Origin of the sequence: Pelosinus fermentans JBW45, assembly GCF_000271665.2 — a bacterium.
GTDB classification, from domain to species: domain Bacteria; phylum Bacillota; class Negativicutes; order DSM-13327; family DSM-13327; genus Pelosinus; species Pelosinus baikalensis.
On record NZ_CP010978.1, the window covers coordinates 3,664,418 to 3,683,848 of the forward strand.

At 40.4% G+C, this 19,431-nt stretch carries 19 protein-coding genes and 1 riboswitch; of the genes, 6 read left to right on the top strand and 13 right to left on the bottom strand.

All coding sequences use genetic code 11. The features are described 5' to 3' along the window. Positions 1-2 precede the first annotated feature (2 nt). The 13 genes from JBW_RS16330 to cobS all read right to left on the bottom strand — a co-directional run bounded on the left by JBW_RS16330 (position 3) and on the right by cobS (position 13,055). Complete coding sequence (locus JBW_RS16330; protein ID WP_007958407.1) at positions 3-1,826, bottom strand: diol dehydratase reactivase subunit alpha; 1,824 nt, start codon at positions 1,824-1,826, stop codon at positions 3-5. 12 nt (positions 1,827-1,838) lie between these two features. Continuing rightward, complete coding sequence (locus JBW_RS16335; RefSeq protein ID WP_007958408.1) at positions 1,839-2,366, bottom strand: diol dehydratase small subunit; 528 nt, start codon at positions 2,364-2,366, stop codon at positions 1,839-1,841. Positions 2,367-2,381: 15 nt separating this feature from the next. Beyond that, positions 2,382-3,035 carry a propanediol/glycerol family dehydratase medium subunit gene (locus JBW_RS16340; protein ID WP_007958409.1) on the bottom strand — a complete coding sequence of 218 codons (654 nt, stop codon included), beginning with the start codon at positions 3,033-3,035 and terminating at the stop codon, positions 2,382-2,384. Between the two features lie 23 nt (positions 3,036-3,058). Beyond that, entirely contained in the window at positions 3,059-4,729 is a 1,671-nt protein-coding gene (locus tag JBW_RS16345; RefSeq protein ID WP_007958410.1) for a propanediol/glycerol family dehydratase large subunit, read from the bottom strand. 18 nt (positions 4,730-4,747) lie between these two features. After that, positions 4,748-5,545: a propanediol utilization microcompartment protein PduB gene (gene pduB / locus JBW_RS16350; RefSeq protein WP_007958411.1), complete on the bottom strand. Its 798-nt coding sequence runs from the start codon at positions 5,543-5,545 to the stop codon at positions 4,748-4,750. Positions 5,546-5,570: 25 nt separating this feature from the next. Continuing rightward, the gene (eutM, locus tag JBW_RS16355; protein WP_007933527.1) at positions 5,571-5,846 is read right to left on the bottom strand and encodes an ethanolamine utilization microcompartment protein EutM; all 276 of its coding nucleotides are present in this window, start codon (positions 5,844-5,846) and stop codon (positions 5,571-5,573) included. Further along, positions 5,843-6,286: a EutP/PduV family microcompartment system protein gene (locus JBW_RS16360; RefSeq protein WP_007958412.1), complete on the bottom strand. Its 444-nt coding sequence runs from the start codon at positions 6,284-6,286 to the stop codon at positions 5,843-5,845. Before JBW_RS16360 ends, eutM begins: the two co-directional genes overlap by 4 nt. Before the next feature lies 1 nt (position 6,287). Further along, on the bottom strand, positions 6,288-6,629 hold the full coding sequence (eutS, locus tag JBW_RS16365; protein WP_007958413.1) for an ethanolamine utilization microcompartment protein EutS: 342 nt from the start codon (positions 6,627-6,629) through the stop codon (positions 6,288-6,290). Positions 6,630-6,937: 308 nt separating this feature from the next. Beyond that, positions 6,938-8,560: a response regulator gene (locus tag JBW_RS16370; RefSeq protein WP_007958414.1), complete on the bottom strand. Its 1,623-nt coding sequence runs from the start codon at positions 8,558-8,560 to the stop codon at positions 6,938-6,940. A 24-nt stretch (positions 8,561-8,584) separates the two neighbouring features. Next, complete coding sequence (locus JBW_RS16375) at positions 8,585-9,796, bottom strand: PocR ligand-binding domain-containing protein (RefSeq protein WP_007958416.1); 1,212 nt, start codon at positions 9,794-9,796, stop codon at positions 8,585-8,587. A gap of 260 nt (positions 9,797-10,056) precedes the next feature. Next, positions 10,057-11,091 carry a nicotinate-nucleotide--dimethylbenzimidazole phosphoribosyltransferase gene (locus JBW_RS16380; protein WP_007958417.1) on the bottom strand — a complete coding sequence of 345 codons (1,035 nt, stop codon included), beginning with the start codon at positions 11,089-11,091 and terminating at the stop codon, positions 10,057-10,059. Positions 11,092-11,363: 272 nt separating this feature from the next. Continuing rightward, positions 11,364-11,561, bottom strand: a riboswitch (cobalamin riboswitch). Positions 11,562-11,666: 105 nt separating this feature from the next. After that, entirely contained in the window at positions 11,667-12,278 is a 612-nt protein-coding gene (cobC, locus tag JBW_RS16385) for an alpha-ribazole phosphatase (protein ID WP_007958418.1), read from the bottom strand. An 18-nt stretch (positions 12,279-12,296) separates the two neighbouring features. After that, positions 12,297-13,055: an adenosylcobinamide-GDP ribazoletransferase gene (cobS, locus tag JBW_RS16390; RefSeq protein ID WP_007958419.1), complete on the bottom strand. Its 759-nt coding sequence runs from the start codon at positions 13,053-13,055 to the stop codon at positions 12,297-12,299. Between the two features lie 300 nt (positions 13,056-13,355). Between cobS and JBW_RS16395 the strand changes: the two genes are divergently transcribed. The 6 genes from JBW_RS16395 (at position 13,356) to JBW_RS16420 (ending at position 19,427) form a co-directional block, all read left to right on the top strand. Further along, positions 13,356-14,516, top strand: coding sequence for an iron-containing alcohol dehydrogenase (locus JBW_RS16395; RefSeq protein WP_007958420.1), 1,161 nt, complete (start codon positions 13,356-13,358; stop codon positions 14,514-14,516). 329 nt (positions 14,517-14,845) lie between these two features. After that, complete coding sequence (locus tag JBW_RS16400; protein ID WP_007933542.1) at positions 14,846-15,148, top strand: EutN/CcmL family microcompartment protein; 303 nt, start codon at positions 14,846-14,848, stop codon at positions 15,146-15,148. A 12-nt stretch (positions 15,149-15,160) separates the two neighbouring features. After that, positions 15,161-16,111, top strand: coding sequence for a magnesium transporter CorA family protein (locus JBW_RS16405; protein WP_007958421.1), 951 nt, complete (start codon positions 15,161-15,163; stop codon positions 16,109-16,111). Positions 16,112-16,189: 78 nt separating this feature from the next. Beyond that, positions 16,190-16,759 carry a DJ-1/PfpI family protein gene (locus JBW_RS16410; protein WP_007958423.1) on the top strand — a complete coding sequence of 190 codons (570 nt, stop codon included), beginning with the start codon at positions 16,190-16,192 and terminating at the stop codon, positions 16,757-16,759. Between the two features lie 322 nt (positions 16,760-17,081). Next, on the top strand, positions 17,082-18,533 hold the full coding sequence (locus tag JBW_RS16415) for an amino acid permease (protein ID WP_007958425.1): 1,452 nt from the start codon (positions 17,082-17,084) through the stop codon (positions 18,531-18,533). A gap of 150 nt (positions 18,534-18,683) precedes the next feature. Beyond that, positions 18,684-19,427 carry an MBL fold metallo-hydrolase gene (locus JBW_RS16420; protein ID WP_007958426.1) on the top strand — a complete coding sequence of 248 codons (744 nt, stop codon included), beginning with the start codon at positions 18,684-18,686 and terminating at the stop codon, positions 19,425-19,427. The last annotated feature ends 4 nt before the right edge of the window (positions 19,428-19,431 follow it).

Genomic DNA, 19,431 nt, shown 5'->3' on the forward strand with positions numbered 1-19,431 from the left:
CATCACGCCTCTCTGTCAAGATATGACAGTACCAGTCCAGTAGCTACTGCATTGCGTGAACCTTCGGAACCTCTAATATTTCCTCGTCCGCATACAATGCTATATTCAGCCAATGCATCGGTCACCATATCTCCTACTTCAAAATCCATGGCAGATCCCCCGACTAGTACAACAAACTCAATATGGCGAATATTGCCTGTAGGTGCCACGCGGCTTAAAGACCGAATTGCATTTGTTACGAAAACGCGTTTTTTAGCCTCCCGCCTTACGTGACGAATCTTATCCAAAGGATGAGAGCTGGGGATTGGAACCATTTCGCCATCCTTTAGAATTACCACACGAGAAAAAACCTGTGGCGGAAGGTGCTGTTCATAAAAACGAACGGTTCCATCTTCCAACCTGATATGATATAAACTTTCGACTTTAGCCAATGGATATTTTTTAATATCCTCTGCCAGATCGAAATCATTCAATCCCAGTTCAGAATTGATCAGCATGGTAACCATATCACCAGCACCAGCCAAATGGATGGACAATACACGTTCGTCCCTCGTGATAATCGCCGCATCTGTTGATCCGCCGCCCATATCAAGGATTGCCAAGGGCTTATCCGTACCGGGAGTTGTTAATGCCCCGCGAATCGCCATATTTGCCTCAACCCCTGCAATGACCACTTTTACCCCCAAATTACTTCTCAATTGATTCGCAATTTGTTCCATGGGAAGGCGGCTTGTTTTTACCATAGCTGCCAAAGCTACAGCATTCTCCAGAGCAAATTCTCCTGCTAAACCGCCTTGTACTTTTTGCGGTACAAAGGTATCAACAGCCAGAATATCTTGTATTTTCATATCGTCAAGGTGCTGCTCTGTAAGCTCACTCATAACCTGGCGAACCCTTTCTAACATTCCACTTACATGAGTGCCAGCTTCGCCTTGCACATCAAGAACTGGCTGCACTCTTTCCACCGTTTCCATAATTTTCCCAGCCCCAGATTCAACATCAATATCAGCTTTACCCTTTGACCCAAAGATGGTGATAAATCCTGCAGGGATGGTTCGTGCTTTTACATCACCTTGGGGGGTGCGCACAACAACCGCTGAGCGATTGCCAATTAAGGCACGAGCAATGGGTACCACCATCTTTGTATCGCCAGCTGATAATTCAAATACTGTGGCGATTCCGTAGGGGTTTGATAAGGTTCTAATGGTTTGTCCCGGCTCTGCCACTTCTACAGCTGCCAGCATCCCAATAGGAACCTTTTCAATCATTGTTACTTCATCCACTACGGGTATTATTTTCTGCAAACGATTTGCAATAAGTACTGCATCATCTTGCCGTACAATGACTCCCTGAAGGTCAATTCCTCGTGCTAATGCTTGATTCAGAACGCGAGCAGCATCTTCAAAATCAATGTTTTCCGGGATGACACAAATCACTTTTTCACCAGACGTAAGGCTTTCCAGCTGACTGAAGGAAACCGTCTGCCCAACACCTAAGCCTACACCGCCTGGGGTAGATGGGTTATGTCCAATCATTGTGGATTCTGTAATAATTGTTTCGGTAATGGTTTCCATTGCCAAGTCACCAATTACAGGTGTTGCTTCATTCAACCTGATTTCAGACAAGTCCGCCATTGTCATTCCAGCTTTTTTCAACGCTTCTTCTAAAGCAATGACAATGCCCGGAATATTTGCCAGCGTACCTTTTATGCCTGTAGTCTTGACAATACTACTGGTATAAAACTTTGTTACCTTTGCTGATTCCATTGCAGCCAAGCAAACTTCTGTTGTAGAATTCCCAATATCTACACCCGCAACTATAGCCATGAAAATTCCACCTTACTCCGCTCTGAGACGATTACGCCGTTCGTATACTCCTGCAGCCTCTCTCACAAAAGCGGCATTTATTTTTGCATTGTATTTCGTATCTAATTCATCTGCAATGGCTATTAATTCTGCTCTAGTGGACCGATAAGGACGAAGAGCGTTGTAAATTTGCAGTATTCGTTCATCAGGAATGGCTGTTAATTCAGCAGCCCGGCGCAAATTATCACCAAACTGCGTTCTGCCAACACCATCTGCGATTTCACCTTGCATACGTAATGTTTCTGGAGCAATACGCACATCTTGGGGTTTAACATCACCATTTAACACATTTGCTAAAGTAATATCTGAAAGTTTCTTCCCTGTAGGAGATTTTAATAACTCTGGTCTTTTGGTAGCTAAAGGATAGTCACGATCCGGATTTAATCCTTGGGTAGCCACTGTTGGAGCAGCTTGCGCTGTTTGCGCTGCTGGTGCACTGCCTTTAGTCATGGATTTTAATACTTCACGAACCATATCTTCAATCATTTTTTCTTGAGACATATTATTCACCTCCGCTTAGTTAAATTTCACTTCGATTTCGACTGGCTTAGCACCTTGAATGACATGTTCGGTTTCTTTTATGTGCAATACAGCTGCTTTTGCCTGAAACTTAGGTCTCGCCATTTGATCATTTTTCGTTGGTACTGGCACAGGGGATTCACCCTTTGCATATTTTGCCGCATTACGCCCAATGGCACGATAGGCTGGCAAATCAAGTAAAGGAGATTGGGAGAAAAGTTCCAGATTACTAAGTGGCGGTAAATCTTTCTGATGAATTACCGTTGTCCCTCTGGATTGTATACCAATCGCAATTCCAGATCCGCTTAGCTTAGTACCATCATGAGCATCAAAAGCAACGTCAGAAGTACGCAGTACTCTTATCACTCTGGCAGTTAACCCTTCTTCTTCAATGCCTGCGATCATTTCACGCAATACATCACTGTGAGGAATATTGACAATGGTTTTATTTTGATATTTTCCAAAAGCTGGAGCCAAGGCAATTACCACTTCATCGGCTCTTGTGCCTGGACGTGCTTCCCCTTTTTCCACTAAGGTCATGGGACGTCCTGTCGCAGCAGCTGTTGCTGTATTTGTAGTAGGTTTAGGCTGTTCCATACCTTGCAGCACTTGCAGAATGATTTCCCGAATCACTTGCTCGTTAATTTGCATTACACTACACCTCTCTTTCTAACTTAAGCATCATAATCAGACGGATTAATTGCCTGACTGATGTTTTTGATTTCATTCCATCTTTCATCACTAATTTGGTAGCCAGTACCTGGACCTTGATAGTCATTACGGCTGTTTACCGCACTGATAACATTAAAGTTTTTGTCCAGGATCGCGGATGTATGTAGATAATCTCCGGAAATACGCTGTTTCAAAATATTTAAGATATGCTCCGCCAAATCGGTAAAGCCAGTTTTTGCCAATGCTTTGACGATATCGATACCTGTAATGCCGCGGCTCATTAGTTCTTGAGCAGCTTTTAAATCTTCAACTACATTACGTGCTGGCACATCTTTACTGCCATGAGCATAGGTTGCAGCTTCCACTTCTTCATCGGTAATTGCTGGGAAGCCTAGTTCTTTAAATACAGCCTGAAGTCCTTTGGCTGCCTTATTACGAACTGCGATGACTTCTTCTTCTAAAGCTGGACGCAAACCGCCATCTACTTTCAAGTCACGCTGCAAGATATTCCAATCATCATAATCATCAACATCCCAGTTTGAACCAGCAAACATATTATCATAATTCGGTGTACCGCTATAGCCCGAGCAGATAAAGTCTGTACCAGGAAGGAACTGCATCAAGGTACGGGCTGTTTTGCGAATATCCGAATGTGTAAAGGTTTGGTCATTACTAGATGCTACTTCCATGTCTAACATCGCTGCGCAAAGGTTTTCTGCCAATACAGCACGAATCCCCGATGGAACAGCAGCCGGCACGCCAATACAACTTACAGAACCATTCTGCAGACCTTGTACTCCAGCACCTCTGGTAAGCATGATGCAGCGAATTTCCAAATACAGCATGGATTTTCCTTCTGCATAGCCCATCTGCACTTCTGAACCAGTACCGGAAGTAAATCTCATTTTCAAGCCCCGTGAAGCATAGGCTGAAGCAAGAAATGCTTTTGACCAAGGTGTATCATCACCATCAACAAATACATTTTCTGTACCATAGACGGAAATGGTTTCTGCATAGGCAGTAATACCACGCATACCAAGTTCTAATTCTGTTGCTTCTTCCAAAGCGCATTGAATCAGTGTTCCACCTCGACCAGCTTGGCTGCCTATTAATAATGCCAAGGCATTAAAAGGAGCATAACGGACAACAGCAACGGTAGTTTCCATTTCATCAAAGCCACGCAATGCAGCTTCTGCACCATCAGCAGCAATCAAAACTGGATTATCATTTACATTCGTAATATGACATTGGTTAGAAGGAATTTTGCGAGCTCGCATTTTCTGCATAGCCATCATCATTTCTACTACATTCATGGTATTAAACACAGCTACCAGTTTGGCAGCAGTTAAACCACGCACAATGTCAACCACTTCTTTTCTCGAAACATTTACATCAACAAGCATTTTGGCAATTTGGCTAGCTTCCATTGCCATAGCTTTTTCGGCAATCTTTACATCAATCGCATAATCGGCAATGAATTGCTCAATAAAATCGAAATTACTGCGAGCAACGCCGTCCATTTCTACGATTTTGCCATTCTCAATTTTGATACTAGGCACCGGATCGTTAGGGCTGCCCATAGCGATCAAACCAACCTCTGGCCATTCTTTTACGAAACCGTCCTGATTTACAGGGCGGGCAGCTAAAACTTCAAAACGTTTTGATCTCTTCATTGTTTTCCCCTCCCTGCTTTAGATATATGGTTTAGTTGATGATGGAGCCGGACCGGCCATAGCTTCCAATAATTTGACGCCTACTTCTTTAGCGGCAAGTACTGCTTGGCGTACAGCACCAGAATCACCAGTAACCTGAAGAATTACTTCATTCGAATAGCTCGTCCCGCTTGCTGGACTGCCATAGCCAACTACTTCAACATTAGCAGTTTTCACTGCAACATCAGACATAAGTACGCCAATGGCAGCAGGAGCACCAACAATCAATCCAAAGGCTTTTCCCACTGGAGCACCAAAGGCTTTATTAATTGCATAGCTTGCCCGAGCTGTATATTGCAACTCAATATGCCCAGCATCATTGCCATATACATCGCCAAAAGTACGATCTAGTTCTTTTAATGCGACTTCAATTGCACGACGAGCATCTGATACTTCTTCTGCACCAAAGAGGATCAAGGAACCATGTCCTGCTCCACCTTTGGTGTCACGAGGCAATTCAATGGAAATAATCTCAGTATTGGTTGCCTTTACAGCTTCATCAGCAGCCATAATATGTGGGCCAGCACCAGTACGAGCACCTAAAATACCAATGGAACGATATTTAGGATCGATTTTCATTTTTTCATGCAGCATAGGATCCACATTTGCAATCACTAAACCAATGGTATCACCAATTGCAGTTCCTACAAATTCAGTGATACCAGGATTTACTGATGCTTTAGGTTTTTCTTGAACCCCTTGCGAAGCAGTAGGAGCATGATTCTCCATACGCTTTTTAATTTCATCCATAACCTTATCAATTAATTGCTCTTGCATATAATTCTACCTCCACATTTAATTCCTATTTTATTTTGGGAAGAATTTTTTCCACATCTGTATGGGGACGTGGAATAACGTGAATAGACACGACTTCGCCAACTTTTTGAGCCGCTGCGGCACCTGCATCTGTTGCCGCTTTGATCGCACCAACATCACCACGCACCATTACTGTCACCAAGCCAGAGCCAATTTTTTCATAACCTACTAATTCAACGTTTGCTGCCTTTACCATAGCATCTGCAGCTTCAATAGCACCTACTAATCCTTTTGTTTCAATCATCCCTAATGCTTCACTCATGAACTACACCTCCCTTCCCCAAAGTGTGCAATTAATTCTTCTATCCCTTCTCCAGTACGAGAGGAAACGAAGAAGATTGGTTCTTTAACACCGACCTCCATTAAGCGAGATTTGGCTTTCTCTCGATCAATGCCAGGTACATCGACTTTTGTTACTACCCCAATAACAGGGCGGGAAAACATTCCGGCAAATCCAGGCGGCAGAGTTACTTTCAGATTCGTTGCATCCTGTACAACAGCGACAACAGATGCTTGCATAGCTGTTGTCATTAATGCCGAATAGAAACGCGGTATCTGAGCATATTCTCCAGGAGTGTCAATGGCTCCATCTGAAAACTGAATACTTTGGGTCTTTGCGGCTGATCGGACATCTTTTTGCAGCGTATGAATCAAAGATGTCTTGCCCGCCCCTATTGCCCCAACTAACATTACCTTCTGCATATCATGACTTCGTTTGTTTGGGACCACTAAAACCCAAACTATTGACCAATAAATTGGTTACTTGCTTAAGGGCCGCTTCCACATTAGATACGGTACCGACCAGTACCAGTGATCCCGTAAAACGGTCCATAAAGCCAATCTTTACATCTGCTGCTTTTGTTGCCACATCCGCTGCAATAATGGCAGCTTCACTAGGGGTAATGGTTAAGATTCCAATCGCCGAAGTGCTTTCTAACCCTAACTTTTCACATAACTCCTTTTTGGGATTGGATATGAGGTGGGCTAAGGTCACTTGTTTGCCTGGTACATATTCTTGAACCACTCTTACCTTTTCTTCCGACATACCATTTCCTCGCATTCCTTACATTAGTTTGACAATTATAACTATTTCCCGTTTTTACTTTTTTACCTTGCATATTTATTGCTTAGCCACTGGACATAATTGCTATATCCGCCTCAACCATAATCTGGATATTTTTTTCGCATTTATCTTGCAGGATTATTTTGTTTTTTCATTCAAATATTTCTACTACAAAAGCAAAATAGGACTACTTTACCGTAGTCCTATTTTATCTTTCATAATCCTTTTTTATTCAGAATTATATTCTATTCTTTTTTTGCTCTGATATAGAACTTTTTTGCATCGCTTTTTTACTCTTGCTTGCTATTACGAATTTCATTTCGATACTGATTTGGCGTCATTCCCATTGTCTGACGAAATACACGGCTAAAGTAGCTGGCATCTTGATATCCTACCTCTGCAGCAATTCGCACTGCCGTAAAATCAGGATTCTGGAGCATTTTCTTCGCTTTTTCAATTCTTACTTTCGTTAGAAAATCTACAAAATTATAACCTTTCTCTTGTTTGAAAAGCCTGCTAAAATAAAAAGGACTTAAATGCACTGTTTGGGCAACTTCTTCTAAGGATATATTCCTATGATAGTTTTTTACAATATAATCACATGCTTTATTAATGACCCTAAGGTTCATACTGCTTCTATTTTCAAGCATATTGTCCATAAAATGATCCAAAGAAGCAAACAGCCATGCCTCTACCTGTGTTTTATTATTACACTCATGCAAGTGATTTATGCAGTTTAAATTCAATAGTGTTAATTGTTCTACATTGGCACCACCCTCCACCGCTGACCGAGACAATACAATCAACAATTCCAGCACACATGCTTTAATCGTATCCATATTAGCCTTACTGGCAAATATTCCATCTAACAATTCATGCAGTGCTTCTTTTGCTTGCTTACGATCACCGCATCGCACCTTGTCAAGCACATTTCGCTCATAGTGAAAAGGATAGTTAAAAGGTCCTGTAGTCAGATAGGGTACCTCCTCCACGTGAATGATCTGACTATCACCTAAATAAAACCGCTGCCGCTGCGCATGCAGAGCTTCTAAATAGGACTTATGAATTTCTCGTGGATCACTGTAATACCGCCCAATTCCGATGGTAATACTGATATTCATGGTTTGCGCAATACACTCTTGTATATCAGCAGCAATTTTTTGTGCATTACTTTTTATTCTTTCTTCGCTTTCCACTTCAGCAAACCCTAATAAAACAATCAAATTGTCACTGCCAAAAGGGGTAACCAATGCATAATCACCAGCAACACTGCAAATAAGTTTGTGAATTTTTTGTTTAATCATTTGCTTTTCTAATTCACTATCGCTAGAGGTAAGCTGTTTAAAATTATCAACATCAATAACCAAGACTACACCAGGGTCTACTTTCATTCCCAAGAAACGAGATCGTTCTTGAAAATGCTCCATTTCTTTAATATTTCCGGAAATCAAATCATAGACAAAAGACATTTGAATAAAGGGAATGGCATCTTCTACACTTTTTCGCAAAGAAGCTTCTTCTTGTTTTTTTCGCTTCAATTCATCCACTTTTTGAATGGTAAGTTCTAAGGTATGCATAATGTCATCCGGGCGAACAGGCTTTAAGAGATATTCTACAACTCCAATCGTTAATGCTTGTTTTGCATAACTAAATTCATCAAAAGCCGTGAGCATGATGATTACAGTATCAGGCGATAAAGCACGAATGCGCTTTGCCGCTTCCAGCCCGTTCATTTCCGGCATACGGATATCCATTAAAACAATATCCGGCCTTTGCGCTGCAGCAATCTGAACAGCACTCTTTCCATCTCCCGTTTCGCCAATCACCTTAATGGCAGGACATTTTTGCGTAACAATAAAGTGTAAGGCCTGTCTTTCTAATTGTTCATCATCTACAATCAATAATGTATACATACTTTTCTCCTTGCTGCACTGCTCTTACATTGGACTGTAGGGAAGGCGGATGTAAATGCTCGTCCCTTCTCCTAGTTTACTTTCCATCGTAAGGCCGTATTCATTACCGAAGTAATGCTGAATTCGCTTATGAACATTAATAATTCCCAAGCCTGTCGTCTGCCCATGAATTTGTTTACGTTTTTCCTCACGAAAAATAGCTGCAACTTCCTCGGATGATATGCCAATACCAGTATCCTTGACAATAAGAATAACCTGTTCCCCCTCAAGTCGCCCACTAATATGAACCACTCCACCTTCCACCTTACTTTCCAGTCCGTGAATAATGGCATTCTCCACTAAAGGTTGAAGAGTCAGAGGAGGAATTTTCATTTCCATAACGGACACATCCACATCAATATAGGTCTGTATACGTTCGCCAAAACGCATCTTCTGAATCAGCAAATAATCTTTTATGGATTTTACTTCTTGTTCTAAGGTTCTTAATATTTCTATATCCCGCAAATTATTACGTAACAAATCAGATAAAGCATAGACTACTTCCTGAGTCTGAGTCGCTCCCTCCAGCATTGCTAAACGAGCTATAGTATTTAAGGTATTAAATAAAAAATGCGGGTTGACCTGAGATTGCAGTGCTTTTAATTCCGTAGCACGAAGCATTGTTTCTAATTCTGCCTTGGCCTTTATCTCTTTTACAAGGTGCTTGCCCGCAAGATTGGCCACACCAATTTCTACAATATAATTTGACATAATGTAGATTAGATCAGCTGCCGCCTTTATGCGTTTTTCCGGCACGACTTCCACGATATCAAAAAATTCGGATAATCTTGCTTCCTCTAGTCCCAAATCCTCTGTACAGCAAAACATATTACTTTTAACATCATTATCTTCCTGCAGCAAAATAACTTGTCCTGCGAGAAATGCACCAATATATTGATTCTCTACAACTATAGGAGCCGCTAAATCCGTCAAGCCAGCATGACATGTATACACAAAAGGTTTCTGGTTACGGCGTCCGCCCTTATCATCACATTGCACACATCGAGTTAACCCTTGAGGAAGAGAACGAACATAGCTGCAAAATTTCGTAAAATTACTGGGTTTCGTAATCGGATTACCTTCAGGATCAACAATCACTGCCGCCAATCCAGTTGCTTCAGAGAATTTATCTTGTATCTCTTGTAAAATTTGAGTATTGACAATTTCGCCTAAGGTAAATCGATTTAATGCTTGCACTCGCAATCCTCCCCTTATCAAAACTTCTATACTATATCATTTTGTTGTATCATCCAATGACCAAACCACTCCAAGATCCCATCTTTGACAAGCGGGGTTTTAGAGCGGCAGCATCTTTTGATAATATGACTTCATGCAGCTAATGTGAAAAATATCAGCTGAATTAAGCCATCCTTAACATGATAAGTATTAGATAAAAGGGAAAGCAGTTCCTGCAAACAGCAATATTTTACTATGTTACAGCAAACAAAGACAATATACTATACGGCAGTAGTCTGTGCTGACGCAGGTTGACTTAGTACAAAATCTGAAAGTCTTGCCATATTTTGCATGGTGTATGACATGGTTTTCAGCATAGAGACCATTAGAATCGCGCCTGTCCCCTCACCTAAAGCCATGTTGGCATGAATAATCACATCATCAACCGGAATATTGCCCAACAATAGCGAATAAGCCATACCTGGTTCTTTTGACATATGAGAAGGAATCCCGTACTTTTCAATTGTATTGTCTATACGAAATGCACAAGCATAGGCTACTGCTGTAATAAATCCATCGATTACAAAAGGAACTCCTAGTTTTGCACATTGCAGCATTCCAGAACAAATACCTACAATGTCAAACCCTCCTACACAGCGTAAAATATCTTCTACTTTTTGCATTTTATTTTTATGACACTCTACACCTTTTGCTACTATATTTCGCTTATGCTTTAAGAATTCGCTGCTGCTCAATCCTGCTCCATAGCCAACAATGAATTCCGGCGGCATTCCCGTAAGAGCATGTAAAACAGCCGACGAGGTTGTCGTATTGCCAATCCCCATTTCACCAAAAGAGAAGATATTCACTCCTTCCCGCTGCACAAGATCTGCTACCACTTCTTTTCCAACCGCCCAAGCCCGATCAAATTCTTCTTGCGTCATAGCCTCTTCTTTCATAAAATTTTTCGTTCCAAAGGCTACTTTATGATGAATGCCAGCTTCTTGCGCATTATTAATACCAATGTCAATCACGCTGTAAGGTATTTGATTACATTGGCAAAAACAACTTATCGTCGCTTTGCCGTCTGCCATATTCTTGGCTTGCAGATAGGTAATTTCCCCAGGGTAATTGACAACACCTTCTTCAATAATTCCATTATCAGCCGCAAAGATGATATGATGCGGTTTCATCTCTGAGTGAATTTCTCCCCATGCCAATATTACTTTCTTGAGGTGTTTCTCTAATTTTCCTAAACTCTGAGGTGGCTTAGCCGCCCCATTCAGCAATTCATCAACTCTGGCTTCCAAATCCATATCTACCCCTCCTAAAATTATAATAGATAAGAAAAACGCTACTAAAACAGAAAACGAATCGGAACCACAAAGGCGCAAAGGACACAAAGGGCATCAGCGGCATTGTGCCTTTGTGGTTCGAAAATCTCATCTTTTTCACACCTAAAACTTCTACTCTTTATGTTCAACATTTCCTCTAATTTCTGATATTCAAACACAAAAAAACCTAGCCCAAAAGGCTAGGTATTTTATATAAAAATCCCATCCTTCTGGCATTACCCCTTACGCGAGGGTAGATGACAGCCATAACAGGCAGGTCTCCTGACTTACGGATCTTTAAAATTCCTGCGCCTTCCTGGTTTCCCAGTGGCATTTGCAGGACTTTCTCCCCGATTACAGTGGCGCGACCGCGTCGTTTAAGGAATATACTTCCCTTCCGAACTTCCCTATTCTCCTCTAGTTAAAGAGGCACCTGTTTGGTGGCAATTTATTCTGTTATCACAATAGTACTACAGTTTATCTCATTCTCCTATCCACTATTCGCAGATGAGCAATATAATCAAGTAGTTCGTTAAAAAAATCCCATTTAGCCTGCATCAAATATCTTTAACGTGCCAAGTGTCATTCACTAACGATACTACTGCCCGATTATCAATATACTCAATTATATTGATTGCCGAACTATCCTGGCGCATTGACCATATTTTATCTAAACCGATTCCCAATGCAGCACAAAGCAGCACTCTCATCGTTCCACCGTGGGAAACAAGCACAATGGTCTGCTCTTGATGCTTTGCAATACACTCTTGCAGTGAGCGAGTTACACGCTGTTTAACAACTTGAAAGCTTTCCCCTTGAGGCGGACCGATTTCACCTGGCTTAGAATACATCGCAGTTAAGATTTCTGACCAATCTGCCATAATCTCTTGATACGTAAGTCCTTCCCAAATGCCAAAATTAATTTCGCGAAATTCCGGCTTAGTTATAACGGGCAATCCATGATAATCAGCAATAGCCTCAGCAGTCTGCTGTGCTCGCAGTAAATCGCTGCTATAGATTGCGCTTATTTTTTCATTCGCTAAGCGTTTTGCTACTAAATTTCCTTGTCTTATTCCTCTTTCATTTAATGAAATATCGCTATGCCCTTGATATTTCCCCTCTTGATTCCAAGAAGTCTGACCGTGGCGCACAAAAATTACCCTAGTCAAGGAATCACCTTCTTTCCCCTATGAATAGATAATGAATACCAACAAGGTAACAATTTCCGTCAGTTCAATCGTCGCCCCATATACATCCCCTGTTAAACCGCCGAGACGTTTACTGACATATTCAGAAAGAAGAAACGCAAAACCTATACTGATAACTCCACTTACGATTACAATTTTACCCAAAGGAATTAGCAGCAGCGCTGCTAATATTCCGGCCACATAAAGGGTATACTTATGTGAAGATTGATAAAATGCCTTTCCTAGCCCTTCCGGCCTGGCATAAGGATAGAATGTAATCGGAATGACAACGGCTGTCCGTCCTACAATTGGCATAACTAAAACGGCTAAGGGTAACAACTTAGGATCCATATCCATAAGCAAAGAATATTTTACAAAGATTAACAGACAAAAAGACATTGCACCAAAAGCACCGACTCTGCTGTCTTTCATAATCTCTAACATTTTTTCACGAGGTTTTCCTGAAAAAACACCGTCAATGGTGTCCATTAACCCATCACAGTGTAAACCCCCTGTCAATATGATTTCAAACAAGATCAATCCGATTGCCAGAAGGTGCATCGGTATCTTTACTCCCAGAAGCCCTTGCGCTCCATATACAATCCCAGCTAAAAGCAAACCAATAATCCCGCCAATAAGCGGGAAATATTTAACACTCTGACTGAAGCTATTTGGCGACCATTGGGTTTGTGCTTTGATTGGAATTCGTGTCAAAAATTGAAACCCGGTAATAAAATCGCCAATCACATTTCCAAACAAACTTTTTGCCTCCCTCATACCTTGCTGCACTTTCCATATAATAATCATTCCGTAACGTGAAGTTTCTTTCCTTCTTACATTTAGACATTTAGCAATTTTTTTTCGTAAGATGTTAATAAAATTCCATAATCTGATTTACTCTTGCAACTGGCAAAGTAAAATCATATATAGGTTCTCCCTTGTTATCTTGTATTGATTTATTGCTCAATCACCAAAACTAGCCATAATAACCCTTGCTGAAATAAAATAGCAATGTTATGGTTATTTTAACTACGCTGATATAAGGAGGTTAAGAAAAATATGAACAAAAAAGTCATTGAATATTTTATGACACCTATAAGCATTTTAGGCGTTGGCTGTTTGGATCAAATCGTAAACTATATAAAGCCTATGTCATTTCGCAAGGCTCTTATTGTAAGCGATAAAATACTAGTGGAAATGAAATTAATTGATAAATTAACAGATGTTTTAAAAAGTGCGGGTGTATTTTACATCATCCATGATGATGTTTCCCCTAATCCAACAATCCCGCAAGTGGATTATGGCTTAAAATTGTTTCAGGATAATGGTTGTGATTTTCTGATTTCCTTTGGCGGAGGTTCACCTCATGACTGCGCTAAAGCCATTGCTTTACTTGCAACTAATGGAGGGGAGATCAAGAACTACGTAGGACTTAATAAATCCAAGAAGACCTCCGCTCCTTTAATTGCCATCAATACAACTGCCGGCACGGGCAGCGAATTGACTCGGTTTTGTGTCATTACGGATGAAAAAAATCACATTAAAATGACAATTACCGATTGGCATGTAACACCGATTATTGCCGTAAATGATGCAGAACTGATGTTAGGAATGCCGCCCGGTCTTACTGCTGCTACAGGAATGGATGCATTGACTCATGCGATTGAAGCCTATGTATCTACCAATGCCACCCCTGTCACAGATTGTAAAGCTCTAAAAGCCATTGAACTGATTGCGGGTTATCTTAAAACTGCCTTTTTAAATGGCAGTGATATACATGCAAGAGAAATGATGGTTTATGCCGAATATTTGGCTGGAATTGCCTTTAATAATGCCAGCTTAGGTTATGTACATGCTCTAGCACACCAACTAGGCGGAATGTATAACTTGCCCCATGGTTTAGCCAATTCGATCATGCTGCCTTATGTTGTCGACTATAATCGACATGCTGTCCCTCATCACTATGCTGCCATTGCCCGCGCTTTAGGTAAGGATACTAAAGATCTATCTGACGAATCTGCGGCTTTGCTGGCAGTAACAGCAATTAAAGAACTAACTCAGGATCTTAAGATCCCTAAAACCCTTTCTGAAGTAAGGGGATTTAATAAAAAAGATATTCCAACTCTTGCAGCAAACGCTCTCAAAGACATTTGCTGCGTAACCAATCCTCGCCAAGGTCCTCAGGAGGAAATTGAAGGTATCCTCAGATCCGCCATCTAAGGAAAATACTCGCCTCTTTTTAAAATATTGAAGACATAATTGAACCACAGAGGCGCAGAGAACACAGAGAAAAGATAGATAGGGTAAAAGTACTCTCTTTCGTGTATTCTCTGTGTCCTCTGTGCTCTCTGCGGTTAAAAACGTTCTCCTTTAAAAACTTATACTTATAAAAATATCATTTCCAATGTAATCCCTTTTATGTTCATAATTGCAAAACAATAATATTCCATGGTGACACAAAATAATACAAAGGGAATTGTAATCTTTTATCCAATAAAGACAATAGATACGGAAAAGACTAAATCGAAAACGGACTGGGAGGAAATTTTATGTGGCTTGGCAAAGTGGTAGGAACAGTTGTAGCCCCGACCAAAAATGAAAGTTTAATTGGTAATAAATTGTTAGTGGTTCAACCCTTAAATTTAGACGGAATGAACACCATCAGCCTGCAAGTTGCTGTAGATACTGTAGGAGCAGGCAATAGCGATACGGTGTTAGTATCTACTGGAAGCTCTGCACGACGGGTAATGAACAACGACAATAGTGCAGTTGACGCAGCCATTGTCGGAATTGTAGAAAATATCGATTTAGAAGGTATTTCTAAAGCACAATATTGGGTGCAAAAAGGCTAATAGGAGAAGAATATGCTGACAACCTACAAAACATTGCAAGACAAACTCCAGGAAGTTCCATGGGACTCTTCTGAAAGAGGAGTTTGGATAAAACTCATTGACCCAACAGCAGAAGAAATCTTACAACTGTCAGCTGCAGCTCAAATTCCCGAATACTTTTTTCGCTTTGCAATTGATGAAGATGACTGTCCTCGAATCATCGTGGGACAGAACTGTATTCTTGCTATTATTCACGTACCTCTTTCTCGCGGTGAGGATCGTTATGAAACCTCTCCTCTTAGTATTATACTAACCCCACATACAACGATCACCATAAGTAATGATTTGGTGCAGATACTCCCTGATCATAACGATGGTAGCCGCTTCTTATTCGATACAGCTAAGAGAACTCACTTCTTCTTTCAAATCTTATATCATGCAGATACGGTATTTTTAAAGTACATACGCAAAATCCGCAGGCGGACCGATGAGATTGAACTTAGCCTGCGTAAATCTACAACGAACGAAGAAGTATTTCAGCTCCTTGATTTGGAAAAAGGACTCACCTATTTTACCGCTGCCCTGCGTGGCAATGTAATTGTGGCTGAGACGATACTTCGTATGCGTTCGAACCCGCAAATGCGCCATTTACTGCAAATGCACGAAGAGGATGAAGATGTCTTAGAAAGTGTTATTATTGAAAATAAACGGGCATTACAACTCGTGCAGACCTATAGTGAAATTCTAAGCAGTATGATGGATGCCTTTTCTTCTGTTATCAATAACAATCTAAATCATATTATGAAATTCTTGGCTTCCGCAACGGTCTTAGTCTCTATTCCAACGATGATTTCAAGCTTTTGGAGTATGACCCTGCCTGTACCTGGAGATGATACAACGATAGGTTTTTGGCTCGTTTTACTTCTTGCCCTTACTACAAGCTGCTGCGCTGGTCTTTATCTTAGAAAAAAAGGAATCTTTTAATCAATACCGGAATGATGCAGGAAAGATAGCTTATGATCTAGAAAGTCTGTGGTAATCAAAAAGGAGGGTTTTACAATCATGACAAAAAAGATCTTATTGTTAACGGGTGACTGTGCAGAAGACTATGAAGTGAAAGTACCTCAACAGGCATTAATGATGCTAGGCTATCAAGTGGATGTCGCCGCTCCAAACAAAAAAGCTGGTGATACATTACAGCTAGTCGTGCATGATTTTGTTAATCTAGATACCTATATCGAATTAACTGGTCATCGTATCCCTGTAGATATAGCAGCTGCTGATGTAAATCCCGATGATTATGTAGGTCTCGTCATTCCAGGCGGACGGGCACCTGAATATATTAGAATGTATGATGAAAGCATTACCATTGTTCAAGCATTTTTCACAGCAGACAAACCTATTGCCGCTGTTTGCCATGGTACGCAGCTCCTCGCTGCTGCTGATGTTTTATCGAATCGCAATGTTACCTCTTACCCTGCATGCTCTGCAGAATGCCGTCTGGCCGGAGCCACTTGGCAAGATCAGCCTGTTGTCACCTGCGGCAAATTAGTCACCGCTCAAGCATGGCCTAATCATCCTGCTTGGCTCAAAGCTTTTGTTGAGTTGTTAGGCGCTCAGATTACAATTTAATTCAGTAGAAGGTATCAGTAGTAGTAGCTGATACCTTTATTTTTTAAATATTTCATATTTTTATCCATTAAAATACGTCCACATATAGGACGTATTTTCCATCTACAGTGTACTATTAGTGAATTTATTACCTTAATCTAATCCTTTTGGAATCTATATTTGTTATCATTGTTTTACTATAAAAAACTTGAGTTTCCTTCCACAATCTCAAACAATTCTAACGCAATCAATCCTAATTTTAAGACTGATTGCCTCCTTTCTAAAAGAATGATAGAATTAATTGTCTTCTCAGAGAAGACAATTCGAAAGGAGAGATTTATATATGACCCAAGATGATGCAAAAAAACTTCGATGGTATAATCTTGCACTTATGGTTTTTGTCATGGTTTGGGGTTTTGGCAATGTGGTTAATAACTATGCTAACCAAGGACTCACAGTTATTGTTTCGTGGATACTCATTATTTCATTTTACTTTGTTCCTTACGTACTCATGGTAGGAGAAATGGGTTCGACATTTCAAGAAGGCAAAGCAGGCGTTAGTACCTGGGTTGCTTCTACTATGGGACCATTGCTAGCCTATTTAGCTGGCTGGACTTATTGGGTAGTACATGTTCCCTATCTTGCCCAAAAGCCACAGCAAATTTTAATTGCCTTAGGCTGGAGTGTATATCAAAACGGTACTTTTATTAAAACATTCACTCCCATGGTATTACAGCTTACAACATTGGTTTTATTCCTCTTTTTTATGTGGATTGCATCTCGAGGTATTACATCCTTAAAACGCATAGGCATGGTTGCTGGCACTTCAATGTTGATCATGTCATTTATGTATGTACTGTTAATGCTGGCAGCCCCTTCTCTTCGAGGAGTTCCCATAGCTACCACTGATTTAAGCTTACATACCTTTATCCCCAATTTTGACTTTACCTACTTTACCACTATCTCCATGTTGGTTTTTGCGGTAGGCGGATGTGAAAAGATCTCGCCATATGTAAGAAATACCTTCAATGCAAGTAAAGAATTTCCTAGGGCCATGATTATAATGGCAGTTTTAGTTGCCCTCTCGGCACTTTTAGGTTCACTTGCCATGGGCATGATGTTTGATTCTAATAATATTCCAAAAGATTTAAAAATGAATGGTCCATATTATGCTTTCAAGCTATTAGGGGAGTATTATGGCGTTGGCAACTTATTCCTTGTTTTATATGCAATTGCAAACTTTCTTACTCATACCTCTGCATTGATATTTTCAATTGATGCACCACTTAAAGTATTGTTAGCAGAAACCGATTCCAAATACATTCCTAATGTCTTAAGCAAAACCAATAAGTATGGTGCACCAATTAATGGCTATAAAATGACGGCGGTATTAGTCGGTATCATTATTATCATTCCCGCACTGGGAATTGGTAATATGAATGATCTCTATAACTGGTTACTCGATTTAAATTCTATCGTAATGCCGCTTCGCTATCTATGGGTATTTGCAGCATATGTAGCTGTTCGTCGTCTTATCAGTCAGTTTTCTTCCGATTATACCTTTTTGAAAAATTCTTTCTTAGCAAGGGCGATTGGCTTATGGTGTTTCCTCTTTACCGCCTTCGCCTGTATCATGGGTATGTTCCCGAAAGGTGTGCAGCTTTATACCTCACAATGGTATTTCCAATTGTCCCTTAATTTATTGACACCTTTTGTCCTTTTAGGTTTAGGGCTCATACTGCCTTCAATCGCTAAATGGAGTAATCGGAAAGATACTAAGACAATTTCAAACTAAAAATGAAGAAGCTGTTATGAATTTCGTAACAGCTTCTTCATTTCTAAAATAATAGGACTAATGCTATAATGATTTTAAAAGCAGATGAGTACTCTTTAAAATGACTTTTAAAACGGGTATCGTAATAAAAAATACTATGAGGTGAATAAAATGAATCCTTCGAAAGCAAAAATTACTTACTTATTCCATAGCGGCTACGCTGTGGAAACAGCAAATCATTTTATTATTTTCGATTATTATCAGCCTTTTTCCGGTAATAAACGTAGTATCGCCGATGGAGTGATTACCAGCGAATTTCTAAAGAACAAAAAGAATGTAATGGTGTTTTCTTCTCATGCCCATGCTGATCACTTTGATCCAACTATACTAAAATGGGGAAAAGAGAACCCAAATATTCATTACATACTCAGCAGCGATATACAGGTTAAAAGTGATAGCCTGCATCTCCATATTGTTTCTGCATATGAAGAATTAAACGTTGATAACATCGTCATTGAAGCCTTTGGCTCCACAGACCAAGGCATATCCTTTCTCATTCAGGCAGATGGTATATCCATTTTCCACGCAGGAGATTTGAACTGGTGGCATTGGTCGGGAGAGGCAAAAGAAGAGCGAGATTATGCTGAAAAAATCTTCAAGGCGGAAATGGAAAGAATAGAAGGAAAGAAAGTGGATGTTGCTTTCTTCCCTGTAGACCGTCGTCTAGAAGAAGCATATTCCATGGGAGCAGAATATTTTGCTGAAAAAGTCAAGCCTAAACTATTGCTGCCCATGCATTTTGGCGACGACTATGGTGCCAGTAAAGAATTTACCAAAAGAGCTAAACTACTAGGAATCACTACAACCCAAATTAGTCATAAAGGGCAAGAAATCATTTTTTCATCGGATAAATAGTTCT